Annotated in this window: 18 protein-coding genes; all 18 read right to left on the bottom strand. The window is 53.1% G+C overall.

The window, feature by feature from the left end; genetic code table 11:
- Positions 1-28: 28 nt before the first annotated feature.
- Complete coding sequence (cdh, locus tag PS053_RS15495) at positions 29-784, bottom strand: CDP-diacylglycerol diphosphatase (protein ID WP_054411682.1); 756 nt, start codon at positions 782-784, stop codon at positions 29-31.
- A 104-nt stretch (positions 785-888) separates the two neighbouring features.
- Positions 889-1878: a sulfate/thiosulfate ABC transporter substrate-binding protein Sbp gene (gene sbp / locus PS053_RS15490; protein WP_059217459.1), complete on the bottom strand. Its 990-nt coding sequence runs from the start codon at positions 1876-1878 to the stop codon at positions 889-891.
- A gap of 320 nt (positions 1879-2198) precedes the next feature.
- On the bottom strand, positions 2199-3161 hold the full coding sequence (gene pfkA, locus PS053_RS15485; RefSeq protein WP_001355350.1) for a 6-phosphofructokinase: 963 nt from the start codon (positions 3159-3161) through the stop codon (positions 2199-2201).
- Positions 3162-3342: 181 nt separating this feature from the next.
- A complete protein-coding gene (fieF, locus tag PS053_RS15480; protein ID WP_001076754.1) occupies positions 3343-4245 on the bottom strand; it encodes a CDF family cation-efflux transporter FieF in 903 nt (300 codons plus the stop codon).
- A gap of 236 nt (positions 4246-4481) precedes the next feature.
- Entirely contained in the window at positions 4482-4700 is a 219-nt protein-coding gene (gene ogrK / locus PS053_RS15475; protein ID WP_000468308.1) for a prophage transcriptional regulator OgrK, read from the bottom strand.
- 81 nt (positions 4701-4781) lie between these two features.
- Positions 4782-5945, bottom strand: coding sequence for a phage late control D family protein (locus tag PS053_RS15470; RefSeq protein ID WP_000882937.1), 1164 nt, complete (start codon positions 5943-5945; stop codon positions 4782-4784).
- Positions 5945-6424 (bottom strand): phage tail protein, encoded by a 480-nt coding sequence (locus PS053_RS15465; protein ID WP_000978916.1) that lies wholly within the window; start codon positions 6422-6424, stop codon positions 5945-5947. Before PS053_RS15465 ends, PS053_RS15470 begins: the two co-directional genes overlap by 1 nt.
- 14 nt (positions 6425-6438) lie before the next feature.
- Positions 6439-8886 carry a phage tail tape measure protein gene (locus tag PS053_RS15460; RefSeq protein ID WP_273774222.1) on the bottom strand — a complete coding sequence of 816 codons (2448 nt, stop codon included), beginning with the start codon at positions 8884-8886 and terminating at the stop codon, positions 6439-6441.
- A complete protein-coding gene (locus PS053_RS15455; RefSeq protein ID WP_049804398.1) occupies positions 8879-8998 on the bottom strand; it encodes a GpE family phage tail protein in 120 nt (39 codons plus the stop codon). The genes PS053_RS15460 and PS053_RS15455 overlap by 8 nt, the downstream gene beginning before the upstream one ends.
- Positions 8999-9030: 32 nt before the next feature.
- On the bottom strand, positions 9031-9306 hold the full coding sequence (locus PS053_RS15450; RefSeq protein ID WP_021540560.1) for a phage tail assembly protein: 276 nt from the start codon (positions 9304-9306) through the stop codon (positions 9031-9033).
- Positions 9307-9362: 56 nt separating this feature from the next.
- Entirely contained in the window at positions 9363-9881 is a 519-nt protein-coding gene (locus PS053_RS15445) for a phage major tail tube protein (RefSeq protein WP_001251408.1), read from the bottom strand.
- A 12-nt stretch (positions 9882-9893) separates the two neighbouring features.
- Positions 9894-11084, bottom strand: a complete 1191-nt coding sequence (locus PS053_RS15440; RefSeq protein WP_273774214.1) for a phage tail sheath protein — start codon at positions 11082-11084, stop codon at positions 9894-9896.
- A 128-nt stretch (positions 11085-11212) separates the two neighbouring features.
- Positions 11213-11791 carry a tail fiber assembly protein gene (locus PS053_RS15435; protein WP_059275711.1) on the bottom strand — a complete coding sequence of 193 codons (579 nt, stop codon included), beginning with the start codon at positions 11789-11791 and terminating at the stop codon, positions 11213-11215.
- Positions 11791-13797: a phage tail protein gene (locus PS053_RS15430; protein ID WP_273774212.1), complete on the bottom strand. Its 2007-nt coding sequence runs from the start codon at positions 13795-13797 to the stop codon at positions 11791-11793. Before PS053_RS15430 ends, PS053_RS15435 begins: the two co-directional genes overlap by 1 nt.
- Positions 13798-13807: 10 nt before the next feature.
- Positions 13808-14338 carry a phage tail protein I gene (locus PS053_RS15425; protein ID WP_273774211.1) on the bottom strand — a complete coding sequence of 177 codons (531 nt, stop codon included), beginning with the start codon at positions 14336-14338 and terminating at the stop codon, positions 13808-13810.
- Positions 14331-15239 (bottom strand): baseplate assembly protein, encoded by a 909-nt coding sequence (locus PS053_RS15420; RefSeq protein ID WP_001121499.1) that lies wholly within the window; start codon positions 15237-15239, stop codon positions 14331-14333. The genes PS053_RS15425 and PS053_RS15420 overlap by 8 nt, the downstream gene beginning before the upstream one ends.
- Positions 15240-15243: 4 nt before the next feature.
- On the bottom strand, positions 15244-15591 hold the full coding sequence (locus PS053_RS15415; RefSeq protein ID WP_240101914.1) for a GPW/gp25 family protein: 348 nt from the start codon (positions 15589-15591) through the stop codon (positions 15244-15246).
- The gene (locus tag PS053_RS15410) at positions 15588-16223 is read right to left on the bottom strand and encodes a phage baseplate assembly protein V (protein ID WP_001093750.1); all 636 of its coding nucleotides are present in this window, start codon (positions 16221-16223) and stop codon (positions 15588-15590) included. The genes PS053_RS15415 and PS053_RS15410 overlap by 4 nt, the downstream gene beginning before the upstream one ends.
- Between the last annotated feature and the right edge of the window lie 18 nt (positions 16224-16241).

Raw genomic sequence — 16241 nt, 5'->3', positions numbered from 1 at the left:
CGCCTCTGACTACGCCAACGCTCTTCGATTAACGCAAAATCTCACACTGATGATCCTGAATTTCCTCGGCTGAAGCACGATTCAACATCAGCAAATTACGTTGTGTCGCCAGCAATACAAACGAGTTATCACTTTGCCGCACCATCGCCAGCGCGTAGCTTCCCATATGCTCCCGCGCTTCAGGCACTTCTTCCGCCAGCATCATAAACGGACTGCGTTGTACCAGTTCGCTTTCAGTTACCCGACGCGCCAGGTATTCATGCCCACGCAAACCACCAGGCAGCGGCAACCAGCGGCTGCTGATATTCGCCAGATTATTGTCCAGTTGTTCGCGCACATCAGGACGAATACAAGAAATATGAATATGGAAATGGTTTTGCGTACGCCCGGTTCGGGAGTTTATCGCCAGAGATACCGCGCGATCGGGAACAGGCTGACCGTATTCTTTACTCATAAAATCACGCGCCTGCCAGGCTAACCAGAAAAAATTAGGTGTCGACGGATCGGTTAACAATGGACTTTCAGTACCGTTAATACGGTACGTTGGCATCAGCAAATATTGCAGTGGGCCATTACGATCTTTAAAAACCACGTATCCGGCGTTGGGTTTGACTTCCGCACATGGCGACGGATTTTGGTTTTCCTGCTGGTTGGGCAGACATTGCTCAAGAACAATCTTACGTAACGTGTCCGACTCTTCGCCGGTCAATTTCCAGTAGCCGATACCCGTAGCTACAACGGCAATAACCATCATCACCAAAAAAAGAAGACCCGCTTTTTTCATCTTTTTTTCCCTGTACCTCAAAGAGATGCAAGGGTAACGCAAAATCGCGACAAATAAAAAACCCGATCGTGCAATACGATCGGGTGTGGTGATTATCCAGGAGATTAGCGTTTGCTGATTTGGTCAAACGTACCGCCATTAGAGAAATGCGCTTTTTGCGCTTTCGCCCAACCGCCAAACTCTTCATCAATGGTGAATAACTTCAGCTTCGGAAACGCATTTTCGTACTTTTTTGCCACGTCAGGATCGCGCGGGCGATAATGGTTTTGGGCCGCAATCTCCTGACCCTCTGGTGAGTAGAGATACTTCAGATAGGCTTCCGCCACCTCTTTAGTCCCTTTTTCCTCTACCACTTTATCAACCACCGACACGGTTGGTTCTGCAAGAATAGACTCACTCGGCGTAACGATTTCGAATTTATCTTTCCCCAGCTCATTCGCCGCCAACAGTGCTTCGTTTTCCCAGGCAATCAGCACATCGCCAATACCGCGCTCGACAAAAGTATTCGTGGAACCGCGTGCGCCGGAGTCCAGCACTTCAACGTTTCTATACAGTGACTGCACGAAATCCTGCGCTTTTGCCTGATCGTTATTATTGTGATGCAGCGCGTATCCCCAGGCAGCCAGATAGTTCCAGCGAGCGCCGCCAGAGCTTTTTGGGTTTGGCGTAATCACTGAAACACCCGATTTAACCAAATCGTTCCAGTCGTGAATTTGCTTCGGATTGCCCTTGCGCACCAGAAATACAATGGTGGAAGTGTATGGCGCAGAGTTATCTGGCAGGCGCTTGATCCAGTTTTTATCAATACGACCACGTTCTGCAATGGCATCCACGTCATAAGCCAGCGCCAGCGTGACGACATCTGCATCGATACCATTAATTACCGACGTCGCTTGCTTACCTGAACCACCGTGCGACTGGCGAATTACCACGTTATCGCCAGTTTGCTGTTTCCAGTGGGCGCTGAACGCTTTGTTGTACTGCTCATACAACTCGCGTGTTGGATCATACGAAACGTTAAGAAGCTGAATATCCTTTGCCATAACGCTGGTCGCTGCCAGCAAAAATGTTAACCCTACGCCCCACGTGTTCATCGCCCGGCTCTCTTATGTTGTGTTGTGATGATCAAAGCGTGCCAGAAAGGGCATAAAACATTAAAGAATAAAAAAAGATTGGCTATAACTTGTAGGTATATATCGGGGGGGTTAAAAAGGCGGAAGAAATCCGCCTCATATTGCTGACAAAATGCGCTTTGTCCATGCCGGATGCGGCGTCAACGCCTTATCAGGCCTACAAAATCTTGCAAATTCAATAAATTGCAGAATTCATGTAGGCCTGATAAGCGAAATGCATCAGGCATTTTTGCTTCTGTCATCGGTTTCAGGCTAAAGAAATCTGCCTTTTTCCGAAATCATTAATACAGTTTTTTCGCGCAGTCCAGCCAGTCGCCTTTGAACGGACGCTTCATGTTTTCGATAGCGTCAATGATGTCATGGTGAACCAGTTGCTCGTTCTGAATACCTACGCAGCGACCGCCATAACCAGCCAGCAGTAGCTCAATCGCATAAGCGCCCATACGGGAAGCCAGAATACGGTCATAAGGTACCGGGGAACCGCCGCGCTGAATGTGGCCCAGTACAGTTGCACGAGTTTCACGACCGGTTTCTTTTTCGATAAAGTGCGCCAGTTCGTCGACATCGCACATGTGTTCGGTAATCGCCACAATCGCGTGTTTTTTACCTTTCGCGATACCCGCTTTGATTTCATTTACCAGGTCGTCACGGCTGAATTCAACTTCTGGAACCACAACGAATTCACAACCACCAGCAATAGCCGCAGCCAGCGTCAGATCGCCACAGTAACGACCCATCACTTCCACCACGGAAATACGCTGGTGAGAAGAAGAGGTATCACGCAAACGGTCGATAGCTTCTACAACAGTGCTCAGCGCAGTGAAGAAACCGATGGTGTAGTCAGTGCCTTTGATATCGTTATCGATGGTGCCCGGCAGACCGATGCACGGGAAGCCCATTTCGGTCAGACGCATTGCCCCCATATAGGAACCATCACCACCAATAACGACCAGTGCATCAATTCCACGTTTTTTCAGGTTTTCGATAGCCACGGCGCGGATGTTCTCGTCGCGGAATTCCGGGAAGCGTGCAGAACCGAGGAACGTACCGCCACGGTTGATCATGTCAGACACGCTGTAACGGTCTAGCTGTACCATGCGGTCTTCATACAGACCCAGATAGCCGTCATAAATGCCCATAACTTCCAGACCTTCTGTCAGCGCAGAACGAACAACCCCGCGAATTGCGGCGTTCATGCCTGGCGCATCACCGCCGCTTGTCAACACACCGATTTTCTTAATCATGACTACCTCTGAACTTTGGAATGCAAAATGAAATCTGTTGCCGGAAGTCTTCTTGCACATCGAAGTGATCCAACGAATGTACAAATAGTATAACAATCACTTCCTGCTGAATTGATTCAGGTCAGGCCAAATGGCGGTATTTTATACACAAAATGCGAGTCTGGCTCTCTTTTTATACCGATCATGAAAGCGTAGACTTTTTACTCTCCCTGGGTACGACGGAGCAAGGATCCTGATGGATAATCACATCCGATCCCGGAAAACGCCGTAAAATAGCCTGCTCTACCTGATCCGCCACCATATGTGCCTGAACCAAAGGCAGAGAGTCTTCCATTTCCAAATGAATCTGAATAAAGCGAGTCGGCCCTGACTGCCGCGTGCGAAGATCGTGAGCACCGCTAACTCCCGGCCAGGAAGTCACGATATCAAAAATTTCCTGTCGCTCCTCATCGGGCAGCGCGCGATCCAGCAATGACTGTATCGCCTCATACCCCATGCGTAACGCGCTATATAAAATATAGATGCCGATTCCCAAAGCAAACAAGGCATCAGCACGATGCCAGCCATACCAGGACAAACCCAGCGCCAGCAAAATCGCGCCGTTCATCATAACATCAGACTGATAATGTAGCATATCTGCCCGCACAGCCTGACTTTGCGTCCTGCGCACGACCCAACGCTGAAACGAGACAAGTATGATCGTGCAGATTAACGCCACGATAGTCACGATAACTCCAACCCCAGGATCTGTCATCGGCGTTGGAGAAACCAAGTGCTGAATGCCAGTCAAAAACAAAAACAGCGCCGAACCGGAGATAAACATGCTTTGCGCCAGCGCCGCGAGGGACTCAGCTTTACCGTGGCCAAACGAGTGATTGTCGTCGGCAGGCTGCAGCGAATATCGCACCACCAGCAAATTCGTCAGCGACGCGCCGATATCAACTAACGAATCGACCAACGCGGCAAGAATACTCACCGAACCGGTATACCACCATGCAAAAATTTTAATCAGCAATAGCAGCGAAGCCATCGCCGTCGCAGCAACTGCCGCCCGACTGACCAGCCGTCCATAAGATTGATTCATAAATACTCCCGCTATCAACTGACGGTAGTATAACGGATGCAAATCATCTGCAATGCATTAAGCAACAGGCAAATTAAGGATAAAAAAAACCCCCACATCATGTGGGGGAAGACAGGGATGGTGTCACAAAAAAGCACCTAACCTGATGATATAAATGGATTTATATCAAGCACTGTCCACATAGCGTCCACATCGACCATAAATAAAGCCCCTCAACTGAGGGGCTATTTTTGTGATCACATCCACATAATTTGCTGCCCTGACGGCAACGGGTGCGGCCTCACGGCGTGGACTTCTCCCGGCTTCACGATGTATCGCTGTACCGACTCATAAGTGATGAACGTGGCGCTGCAATTCACATTCTGGCACTGGTGATAACGCTCTTTTGTCGTGTCAGTGATATAGCGACTTGTACGCGCATGTGCGGCATGCTGGCATAAAGGACAATGAAACATCGCGAGCACCTCTTCCGGTTTTGTTGATGGTGCCATTTTATTTAATTTATCCTTATAAAACAAACAGATAAAATAAAAACATCACTCATCATCTTCTGTTTCGTACTCCACATCAGAAAGCCTGACCTCAAGCTCTAAGGACGTCGTGAAGCCGCTATTATTCAGAAAATGTGTCACCTTAGTGATTGTCCAGTCCTGCTCGTCTATGACGCGCTTAAAGCCTGACACTTTGACCGGCGTTTCCGTGTAAATATCTGCCCGACCAGTAGCCAGACTGATGGAGAACTCCGCAACGCCTCGTTGCAGCTTATCCCACTTTGCCTGAGCGGCGCGCATGGCCTGCGCTTTTGTGGCATATACCGTAGTCAGGGCAAAAACGTTGTCAGCTTCACCGGCCATGTATTCACCTTCGCGCGCTTCCGGTACTTTTGGCGCTTTCTTCTGCGTGACCGGTTTCGCTTTGGGGTGCTCCAGTGCGCGCAGGTGTTTCTCTTTCTTTTTGCGTTTCAGTTTTACCTTCTGCTTTTGCGGCTTCGGGTCTTTGGTGTGTAACCACTTTGCCGTTACGCCGGTGTAAGCTCCACGGTCAGCAATCGCAAAATGATGACGGTCGCCGTCGCTGCGGGTGATGGTAATCTGCGGGATTTTTTTACCGCTGGCCGTCACCCCCTGCCCCGCTTTGAGAAACAGCAGTTTTCCCATTTTTACCGACACCTCACCGCCGTTGCGTTCAGCAAGGCGGGTCAGGAATTTCGCATCAGACTCCTGCGACTGGTCGATGTGCGGAATTTTAATTCCGGCCAGTGACGGAGCGACACTGGCTTCCAGCCTGTTACGGGAGGCTATCGCCTCAACAATCGCGCCGAGCGTGGTGTCATGCCAGGAGCCTTCCCGGCGGGAATTAAGCGTCCCGCGGAAATCTGCACTCCGGGCGCGGATGGTAACCACATCCGGCGCGCCCCGGTGTTCAACCTCATCAACGGTAAATTTCCCTTTGCATACCAGGGCAAAACCTTTCCAGCCGATATACACCGTCAGGACAGCGCCACGAATCGGTAGCCCGACCTGCCCGTCGGCGTCGTTCAGTTCAATATCAAGCTGGTCAGCCTCAAAGCCCCGGTTATCCGTCAGGGTCATACTCATCAGACGGTCGCTGATATTGCCGGTAATATCCCTGCTGTCGAGCATCAGCATGTAATCCGGCGTCAGCGTACTGCCTGCATCAAATGTCAGCGCATCCAGCATTATCCCGCCCCCGTCATACCCGTGAATCTGGTCGCCATACTGCCAGCCTTACCGATGAGCGATTCCGCCTGTTTACCGATATCGCCATAAAGCGCGGCCAGTGATTCATCAACGCGGGTGAGCGACAGCGTAAAATCAATTTTCCGGGGTGTGCCGTCTGCAAAGAAAATACTCCCTGTTTCACTCACCCTGCTGATGACATACATGCCGTAAATCATGCCGGTACCATCCAGCAACGGCCACGCCCGGCCTTCCTCTGCCATCAGTCTGAGCGTGGTCATCGTCAGCTTGCCGCCGGTAAGTTCGGGATAAAGCACACCGGCAAGCGTCATGTTTTCCTCACCAACACCGAGAAACTGGTAGGCATCCCGTTTACCGATACGGGAATTTGACGGCCAGCGATAATCTGATTCACGCTGCATGGTCTGGTGTGGCAGCGTCTGGCGCATAAAAACAAACATACCTAACGCGAGCATCATTTTTCGTCACCTCCTTAACCGTCATGCATCATGCTGGCACGGGCGCGCGCACGCTTATCCCGCTCGTATTTTTCGAGCGCATCCTGTAACTGGCGGTCGAGCTGTGTCCCCGGCGCAGTACCACCCGTCAGGCTGATGTGATATTCGTTTTTACTCTGGTCTACATAAGAGCGGCCAGCCGGTGCCGTGACCGGCTGATAAGCCTGATAGCTTGCATAAGAGCTGGTCGCCGGAATATAACCACCGCTGCCATACGTGGCGGCTTGAGTTCTGGCGGCGGTCTGGTCAAGTGTGTCTGACTCTTTGTTGATAACACCGAGTTTTTCCAGTACCCAGTCAATACCACTGCGCAGTTTGTTGAACGCATTAAGCGGCAGCATCAGCGCGTCAGCCAGTGCCTGCCCGAACATGACGCCCGTGTCACGGCAACGGTTCAGGGTGTCCTGGGTGGCTTTGACCGGGGCAATCAGGTTTTTAAACCACTGCCACGCGGCCTGTAACTTTTCGCCCAGCCAGTCAAACACCGGCTTCAGTGGCGTGAACAGTTCCCCCACCGGCGCAAATGCCGCTTTCAGCCCTTCAACCACACCGCCAAAGAATGCGCTGACAGGCTCCCAGTATTTACGGATAAGCAACGCCCCGGCGACAATGGCGGCCACCACGGCCACAACCGGCCAGCTAATCGCCCCGATGGCCGTCATAACAGCACTGCCAACCGTCGTGAAGATTGCCCCCATTGCGCCTGCTGCCGCGATGATGGCATTGATGCCGGTGATAACCGGCCAGGCAACAAGACCAATTGCACCGATGATGCCAGTAAGCGCCAGCGCGCCACCGGCAATGAGGCCAATGGTTGACGCCAGTGATTTGTTTTTCTGTATCCAGCCGTCGAGTTTTAACACATACTTTGTGGCCGTCTGCGTGAGCTTACGCAGCGCGCCTTCCTGCTGGTCAAACAGGTCTGTCCCCACCGCCTCATAAGCGGACTGAAACTCCTTAAAGTCACCGCCGAGGTTGTCCTGCATGATATTTACCAGCTCGGCGGTCTTCCCGTCTGAGGCTTTAAACGCAGCGGTCAGTTTGTCCAGCTTTCCGGTTGAGGCGGCAGTCATCAGCACGGCGGCGGCTGAGCTGGCCTCCTCCCCGAAAATGGTTTTCATGTATTCAGCCTGCTGGGCAGTACCGAGCCGGTTTTTCTCAAAACTGGCCTGCATTTCTTTCAGAATGGTAAATACTGGTCGGGTATTCCCCTTACTGTCTGAGGTTTTCACGCCAAGCTCTTTGAGTGCATCCCATGCTTTTCCCGTCGGTGCCTGCAGGCGACTTAACACGGCACGGCTTCCCGTCCCCGCCATTGAGCCTGTGATTTTTGCATCATGCAGCGCCCCGACCATTGCGGCGGTTTCTTCAATGCTGACACCGGCATTTTTTGCCACAGGTGCGGCATAGGTCAGCGCATCGCTCATGCCGTCAAAATCGGCGGCGGTTTTGTTCATCGTCATGGAGAGAACATCCCCGATATGAGCGACCTTATCGTTTGAAAGCTGAAAGGCGGATTTCATCCCCATCAGCAGGGCAGCGTTTTCTTCCATCGTACGACGGTTTGCCAGCGCCATATTCAGCGTGACCGGCGTTGCCGCCTGAATGGCATCAACATCCCCACCGGCTTTCGCAATAATAATCTGCGCACCGGCTGCATCGTCCGCCGAGGCGGCGGTGTTGTCGCCGAGCTGGCGCGCCTGTTTGCGGAGCGCGGCCATTTCGGCGGAGTCTTTTGCCACTCCGAGCACAGCCTGTAATTCTGAGTTTTTCTGCGCAAACTCATAACCGGGCATCAGCAGCTTAACTCCGGCCATCGTTCCCGCCGCCGCAATCCCCACACCGGCAGCGCCTACCGAGGCCATATTTCCGGCCAGTTCCTTGCCTGCCTGATAACGCTGTTTTACTGCGTTAAGTTTTGCCTGTTGCGCACTGACACGCGCCAGCGCGTCACGCTGACGGTTAAGCTGTGCGGTGGTTTCACTGATACGGTTTTTCAGCCCTCGTTCATCATGCGCCAGATTACGGGTATTAATACCCGCCTGACTCAACTCCTGACGCTGTCGCTGTACCGACAATCTCAGGCTGTTATATTTCGCCTGTAACTCAGACGCATTTTTACGCGCGGCTTCCATTGCCTTTGCCTGTGCATTTGTCGGTCGTTCAGTATTTTTAAACTGGACAGCCAGAGCTGCGGCTTCCTGTCTGGCTTTTTTCAGTTCCTGACCAGTCACGGCGAGCTGTGCACTGGTCTTGCGGAATCCCTCAATACGGGATGCGTGACCGTTCAGCTCGCGCAGTGATTTTTGTGTTTCCCGGATATCCCCCGACAGCGACTTGCTCGCTGTGCGGATGGATTTAAACGGGCGGGATGCCTGGTCAACAGCCCTGAGCAATACCTGTAATTTTACATTGTTACTCATTCGTGTTTCCGCTTCGTTGGAGCGCCTTTTCGCGCCATGTGATGAGTTCGGTCAGGCTCATGGGATACAGTTCTGATGGCGGCCAGTGAAATATCACTGCCACATCCGCCATCAGGTCATCGACCGAGAGATTTTTCGGGAACGTCACTGCACCGAGTTCGGCGACAAAAAACCGACCACCTTACCGGCCAGTTCCACAAGGTCAGGCAGTTCCAGCGCGGCGACTTCCTGCTCGGTCAGCATCGGTGCCGTCATGCGCGGCAGCACCTTAATAAGTGCATCGACTTCGGAGTGTGCGACCGAAGCCAGACTGACACCGCGAAGCGTCCCGGCATTAGGTTTCATCAGCGTGACCTGTTTGATAACCTGCTCACCACGTTTGACCGGATTTTCCAGGGTAATCACATTTTCTTTGTTCATGGTTTTCTCACTTCTGAATCAGGGTTAACCGGTCAGCCTGGCTGACCGGATGAAAATCACAGGCCGATATTACGGCGGTGTTGCTCCAGCCGGTCGACGCCGTTCACCTTCTCAATCATGTTGATGGTGTCGATTTCGACCAGCTCCTTACCGTCCATCGTCAGCCGGAAATAGGTGCAGACCACGGAGATTTTCGACTCAGTGTCTTCTCCCTGTTTCCCCTCGCCGGTGTCGATTTCTTTCTGACGTCCACGCATGACCACCTCGACGGCCACCGTTTCGCCGGTATCGTCGCGCTGGTAAGAGCCAGCAAAACGAATCGGTACGGCATCCACACCGGTTGCGGCGTAAAGCTCCCAGATAACCGAATCCGGGAAGCCCCCGAGCGACCACTCCATTGACAGCGCATCGTCATCAAGGCCGAGGTCTACCGGTGCGCTGCCGTTCATCCCCGCACCGCGATAGTTTTCTAGCTTACGGGTCAGTTTTGGCAGCGTGACGGACTTTGCAACGCCCTGATAGCTGTAGCCGTTCAGAAAGACGTTCATTAACTTGAGTTTGCGCGGCATTGCCATCGGTCAGGCTCCTTAATTGCTGTTAACCGAGGTGACCAGATTCGCCAGGTATTTATCGGTAATACGCTGGCGCAGGGTCAGGTTTTCGAGAGGAGGCGCCGGTGTATAGTCGTAGTCGATATACAGTTTTCCGGCCTTGAGGGTTTCCGCATCGTTGGATTCTTCGCTGAACCAGCATGAGCCATCCACGATATAGCCGTTTGTTTTCAGCTCGCGGAATTTGGCATTGATGCCGTCAACGATGTCGCGAATCAGCGTTGCGGTGATGGGCTTATCCACCGCCCACATGTGCGCCTCAGCCATCGTGTCGGCCAGCACCTGAGCGGTGCGGGTGTAGTTTTCAAAGAGGAACAGCGGGTCATCAGAGCAGGTACGGTTACCCCAGAAGCGGAAACCGTCGCGGCGAATCAGCGTAGTGACGCCTGACTCGTTAAGCAGGTCAGCATCGGTGCCGGACTCCTGCAAATCCCAGAATACAGATGCGCTGATGCCGGTAACACCGTTCACCCCGACATTGGACAGCGTTTTATGCCAGCCCTGCTCCTGGTCGATTTTGGCACGCAGCCCCAGTGCACGGGCGGTGGCATACGCGGTGGAGGTGGTACTGGTGACCGTATCCCATGCGAGGAAATCCGGCCAGATGACCATCAGCTCACGCTGGCTGAAATTCTGGCGGTAGGCTTTCACCTCGGAAATGGTTTTACAGCCCCATGCGCTGATATACCCGAAAGCGCGCAGCTTCTGACAGACGGATGCCAGTGCAACAGCCACCTCTTTGGTGTCCAGTCCCGGCACACCGAGAATACGCGGTTTAACACCGGTTACCGACTCCGCCGCCAGCAGGGCTTTCAGTCCGGTGTACTGACCGTTTTCGTCGGTGGTGCCAATGATATTGGAAACGGTCTGCGCGAGTTTCGTTTCTTCGTCGTCGCCGGTGCCGTCTTCTACGCGCACGACAACGGTGACCGGTTTTGACTGGTCAGCGATGGCCTGCAACGACGCCGCCAGCGTGCCTTTTTTACCGGCCTTTGCAATTGCGCTCTGCACATTGGTAATCAGCACCGGTTTATTGAGGGGGAAGGTTTCCGCATCCGCATCGCTGGCCGTGCAGACCATGCCGACAATGGCAGTGGATACGGTGGAAATGACGCGGGTGCCGTCGTTAATCTCCAGCACCTGCACGCCGTGATGATAGTCACTCATCCGTTTAACTCCGTGGTTAATGGGTGCAACTATTGTCTGTTGTGCAGAGCATGAGACGCTATTTGGCCTGGATGGTCAGTGGATGAAACAACAGATAAAGAAAAGGCGGGCAATCAGCCCGCCTGTGTTTATTGCGGTAGTTCCGGCCATTCTATATTCGGAGCATCTTCCGGCTGAACGCGGTTAAGTAATACCCGGTATTTTTTCCATTTTGTCAGACTTAATTTTTCTTCTTCGGTAGCCATATCTAAATCGACTGCATCCTGCAAAGTGGCAATAATTTCGCCTGCATATGCGGTCTGCTCTTTCTTCTGAGACTCAGCCTCCCTGACAAGCGCATCACGCTCTGCGCTCTCATCGTCCACCCACACATTCCCGTTCCATTTCTGATAGTTGCCGGTCGGGGAAATTGTTGTTACATCAGATGGTAATGAGCCAAGTTCAGAAATATAAATGGCTGCTCCTGTTTTTGTTTCATAGACAGTCTTTCCGCGATGGTCTTCCATCAGTTCCCATTTCATTTCGTCTGCATTGAAAACGGCAGCATAGCCAGCCGGAATATCTGGAGGTGCAATGTCTGTACTGTTTGCAGGAAGACCTGTATACGGTGGAATATATGCATCGCTTTCGCCAATAAATTCATTGCTTCCATCCAGTAAATTGAATACGCGAATAGTTTGTGCCTCTGCACTCATTCTGAAAGTCATTATGCCAGCCTCACAATATAGTTATACGCAACGTTTTTGACGGTGTTCTCTGAATTACCTGTGGCACTTACAGTGACGGTATGACTATGCGCGCCAATCGCAATGGAATGGCTGTGAGCACCAATGCCAACCGTGTGATTATGCTGACCAATGTCGACTGTATGGGCGTGTGCTCCCGCAGAGCTTGACACCTGGTTGGTTCCTGATACCTGTACGCGTTGTTTACCCCCGATGGAGTCACCACCGTAACGACCACCGACAGTGTGTGTATGCGCTCCCGTATTGTTTGTCGTTTTTGTGCCGTGGTTAAACGTGCTGACCGTTTTTGTCCCGTAATCAAACGAACTGGTTGTTTTCGTCCCTAAATCCGTACTGGATGCACTGGCACTGTGGGTATGTGATTTAATTCCGTCCTGTTCCTGTGATAATACGGCGCGACCACTGGCGGGTTTGCCCTTAATCGTCCAGCCACGCATATCAGGAATAACGCCTGACGGATAAGCCGCTGCAAGTTTCGGGTATGCAGATTTGTCAAAAGTCTGCCCCTGCATCAGGGCATAGCCAGACGGAACGGTATCTGATGGCCACGGGATTGGTGCGCCAGGCGGATAAAACTGCTCTGATGGCGTATAGAGTGAATAAACTGTACCGTCCGTTAACCCTTCCGGCTTATTAGCAGAATATGCTGGTGACGTATGAATCGTCACGCTGGCATTACTGGTATAATCCCATTGAATATTTACACCAGTCGCATAATTTCCGATTGCAACGTAAATATCGTAAGTATCACCAGATGTATTGACCCAGGCAAAATTTGTAAACCCTGTCGATGTGCGCTGCCATAAAGCACCAGTAATCCCCTTCGGATTACCATTACCTGCACGCAAAACAAGTTCAGATATACCTGCCTGTTGAGGTGAACCGACGTTATATCCAGCGCCACCAATCAACGTAATTGAAACAACAGAACTCTCCTGTGGCATGGTTACCGTTGCTAATTTGAACCAACCAGCACCACCGATGAATGACATAGTTGTTGAGTTAAGCGTACCGATATCCTTCGGCGTCAGTGTTATATCCTCTGAAAGTGCCTTACCATTCACCTTGCGGACAGAAGGCACCCGCCCATTCGCATTGTCATTCGCAGCTTTCACCGCTTTCGGCGTTGCCGCAAGCGTTTCAGAGTCACTGTTAGTGGCGCTGCTTAACTGAACAATCCCTTTTCGTGCCGCGGTGGCGTCCTGTGCAGTGTATTTGCCATTAGCAAGGTCATATGCTGTCTTAACCGCCTTTGGCGTTGCTGCGAGCGTCTCAGATTCGCTGTTGATGGCACTACTTAGCTGAACAAGACCTTTTCGCCCCGTGCTGGCGTCCTGTGCGGTATATTTCCCGTTAGCAAGGTCATAGGCGTCCTTTACCGCTTTCGGTGTTGCGGCCAGTGTTTCAGACGTGCTGTTGGTCGCGCTGCTTAACTGAGTAAAACCTTTTGCGGTCAGCGAGGCGTCCGGGTGACGTCGTGACTGTTCGTGCTCTGCAATTTTGTCATCAACGTAATCCTGCGTCGCCATCACCGTTGTGGTGTCAATGGTCAGTTCCACTGAGGCCACACTGCTGACGATGATGACCATGCGACAGGTCTGCGAACGCCCTGAGCCTTCGGCAAGGGCTGGCTTATAACTTTCGGCCATGTTCGCCACGGCAATTAACGTTCCCGCATCATCGTACAGGCCAAGCTCACGCATCCAGAAACCGCCCACCTCCGGCGGGATAACCAGCTCTGCGATAATATAATTACTGTGTCGATTGTCCTGACTGATTTTATTCAGGGTATGTCGCCAGACCTCATTAACAAGTTTTGTCTGTCCGGCATCCGGGACAGGCAATTTACCACCACCATCCCCGACGGCCATCGTGGTAATGTTGACCTTCCGCCCTCCCGGCGCGGTTGCCGCTGCCAGCTTTGCTGCACCGGCAGTGGTGATAACGGTTTTGAATTTTGTGCTCATTATTCCTCACTTATCCGGGGTAAACCGTAATGACATCGCCGTCGTAAGCCACACCACCGGCGAACAGGTGGCCGGGAATGTCCTGGGTAATGTTCAGACCAATAAGGTGACGGCTTGCAGGTTTGGCATCAGCAATCAGCCTCTCCATTTCCAGATACATTTCCTCTGTGATGCCACTTTCCAGTACACCAATATCAAGCCGGAAGGTGCCGGGCGGGTCACTGTTTTCCCACCACTCCGTCACGTTGATGAGATAGCCGAGCGGCTCCACCACACGCCGGATTGCACCTATAGTGCCTTTATGACAGTGGATGAAATAGGCATCGCGGATAACAGCGCGTTTTGTCGCTTCCGGCCACTTTTCATCCCACCTGTCGACCGAAAACGCCCACGCCAGCCACGGCAGCAGATTTGCCGGACAGGCGTCCGGGTTCCACAGCTCACGAATACTGACCGGCGTTTTTTCAATTTCCGCACAGGCTTTTGCGGCGGCGACTTCAAGCGGTGATGAGCCGGTCGGCAGCAGTCGCGAATCACTCATCCGAGCCTCCGGTCACGACGCGGTATTCGGTACAGAAAGACGCCTGCGTACTGTTGAGCACGATGTCAGCCAGAGGTGCAGTCAGTTCGACACGCTGCACACCTTCCACATGCAAAGCGGCATAAATGGCAGACAGACGGATGTCGCGCCCAAGCCGGTGCTGTGCCGTGATGTACGCTTCCAGTTTTTTCACGGCAGCAGCGCGGATGGGTTCGCTTTCGGGACCTGGGTAAAGGTAAAGCGTGGCGTTTATCTGATATTCAACAATGGCGGCAGACTGCACGGTCACGCGGTCGGCCACCGGCCTGACGTCCTCGCCATTAAGGGCGTTACGCACCACGGCCAGCAGGTCTTCGGATGCAACACCGTTATTTTCACGTGACAGCACGGAGATGGTGACGCAGGCCGGAGACGGACTGGTGACAGAGATATCTGCGACGCGCCCGTCGGCACTGCGACCATGATACTGATAGGCACCCACCGACCCGGCAACGCTTAAACCTTCAAACGCCTGCTGAATACGCAGCCGATAATCGGTGTCAGATTCCATCACTGCCGGTGTCGGCGGGATGGTCGAATCGTCTGCCGGGGTGATAGTCAGGCGCGTGGTGTTGTAATTGGCACCAATCACATCAAGGTCATTACCGGCCGCACAGGCCAGCATCACCGCCCGTGCAGCCTCATTCACACGCTGACGCCAGATAAGCTCACGATAAGCATTTTCCTCCAGCAGTTTGACGAGAGGCTCAGATTCCAGCGTCAGGGTACGGGCGACCGCCTCCTGCTGGTCTTCCGGGTAAAGGGAAATCAGTGTCGCCTTGCGTTCAGCGAGAATGGTTTCAAAGTCCAGCTCCTCGACCACATCCGGTGCGGGTAGCTGGTTCAGGTCGATAATCGGCATGGTTTCAACTCACAGGGATGGTTAACGAAAGTGGCTGGCCGGTGTCGTTGTGTTGGCCGGTTAACGTGACCGTCATTCGCCCGTCAAAACTGCGCGCCGTGGTGACAGATGACAGCGTGACGCGGGGTTCCCATTTCAGCACCGCCATGTAACAGGCGACCTTAATCTGCAACTCAAGCGCCGGGGTCTGCGGCTGGTCAATCATTGACACCAGCAACGAGCCGTAATCACGACGCATCACCCGTGAGCCGACCGGTGTGCGCAGGATATCGCCAATACTCTGGCTGATATGCTCAAGGTCGGTGACAGTCAGGCCATCACTGCGATTCATTCCGAGATAACGCGCAGTCATAGAGGACTCCCGGTTGTGCCGCCGCTGTCGCCGGGGTGTTTATGGGTATGCAGTACCTTACCGTTTGATGAGAGTTCACCGCCGGTGTGTTCAATGTTGCCGCGCATCGTCCCGCCCTTCTGCACTTCCAGCGTGCCGGTAATCAGCCTGTTGGTGCAGACCACCTCCGGCGTGTCCAGGGTGACGCGGGTTGATGCTTTCACCATGACCACCGGCACCGTGGCGGTAACAGAATCAGAAGCCGTCACGCTGGCCGTTTTAATTCCGCTTACCGTGAGTGCACTGGTTTCGGGTTCATACTCAATCACCGCCCCGTCAGGGAAACGGATATGCAGGGCATCCGCCGACGCAGACGGCGCAGGGTTATCGCCGGAATAAATCCCCGGCAGAACGAATGCCGTGTCGAGTTCACCGCCCACGGCCAGAATCAGCACCTGCTCCCCCACGGAAGGTGCCCACCATGTGCGCGAACGTCCGGCGCGATGGGTCAGCCACTGAAGCCAGTCGGTGCACATGCCGCCGGTCTGCACACGGCAGCGACCGGCTTTAAGGTTGGTTTCGACGACAAGGCCGGTACGAATCATGTTGCGCAGTGCGCGCGCAAGTTCCTGAATATTTGCGAGAGTGTTCATAACGGGAAGGATGCCGCC

It is taken from the genome of Escherichia albertii (genome assembly GCF_028622335.1).
Classification (GTDB): domain Bacteria; phylum Pseudomonadota; class Gammaproteobacteria; order Enterobacterales; family Enterobacteriaceae; genus Escherichia; species Escherichia albertii.
This window is presented reverse-complemented; position numbering and strand designations above follow the sequence as displayed.

Coding starts and splice junctions, on each gene's coding strand:
- cdh (WP_054411682.1), bottom strand. CDS start 784: ATGAAAAAAGCGGGTCTTCTTTTTTTGGTGATGATGGTTATTGCCGTT.
- sbp (WP_059217459.1), bottom strand. CDS start 1,878: ATGAACACGTGGGGCGTAGGGTTAACATTTTTGCTGGCAGCGACCAGC.
- pfkA (WP_001355350.1), bottom strand. CDS start 3,161: ATGATTAAGAAAATCGGTGTGTTGACAAGCGGCGGTGATGCGCCAGGC.
- fieF (WP_001076754.1), bottom strand. CDS start 4,245: ATGAATCAATCTTATGGACGGCTGGTCAGTCGGGCGGCAGTTGCTGCG.
- ogrK (WP_000468308.1), bottom strand. CDS start 4,700: ATGTTTCATTGTCCTTTATGCCAGCATGCCGCACATGCGCGTACAAGT.
- PS053_RS15470 (WP_000882937.1), bottom strand. CDS start 5,945: ATGCTGGATGCGCTGACATTTGATGCAGGCAGTACGCTGACGCCGGAT.
- PS053_RS15465 (WP_000978916.1), bottom strand. CDS start 6,424: ATGATGCTCGCGTTAGGTATGTTTGTTTTTATGCGCCAGACGCTGCCA.
- PS053_RS15460 (WP_273774222.1), bottom strand. CDS start 8,886: ATGAGTAACAATGTAAAATTACAGGTATTGCTCAGGGCTGTTGACCAG.
- PS053_RS15455 (WP_049804398.1), bottom strand. CDS start 8,998: ATGGCGGATGTGGCAGTGATATTTCACTGGCCGCCATCAGAACTGTAT.
- PS053_RS15450 (WP_021540560.1), bottom strand. CDS start 9,306: ATGAACAAAGAAAATGTGATTACCCTGGAAAATCCGGTCAAACGTGGT.
- PS053_RS15445 (WP_001251408.1), bottom strand. CDS start 9,881: ATGGCAATGCCGCGCAAACTCAAGTTAATGAACGTCTTTCTGAACGGC.
- PS053_RS15440 (WP_273774214.1), bottom strand. CDS start 11,084: ATGAGTGACTATCATCACGGCGTGCAGGTGCTGGAGATTAACGACGGC.
- PS053_RS15435 (WP_059275711.1), bottom strand. CDS start 11,791: ATGACTTTCAGAATGAGTGCAGAGGCACAAACTATTCGCGTATTCAAT.
- PS053_RS15430 (WP_273774212.1), bottom strand. CDS start 13,797: ATGAGCACAAAATTCAAAACCGTTATCACCACTGCCGGTGCAGCAAAG.
- PS053_RS15425 (WP_273774211.1), bottom strand. CDS start 14,338: ATGAGTGATTCGCGACTGCTGCCGACCGGCTCATCACCGCTTGAAGTC.
- PS053_RS15420 (WP_001121499.1), bottom strand. CDS start 15,239: ATGCCGATTATCGACCTGAACCAGCTACCCGCACCGGATGTGGTCGAG.
- PS053_RS15415 (WP_240101914.1), bottom strand. CDS start 15,591: ATGACTGCGCGTTATCTCGGAATGAATCGCAGTGATGGCCTGACTGTC.
- PS053_RS15410 (WP_001093750.1), bottom strand. CDS start 16,223: ATGAACACTCTCGCAAATATTCAGGAACTTGCGCGCGCACTGCGCAAC.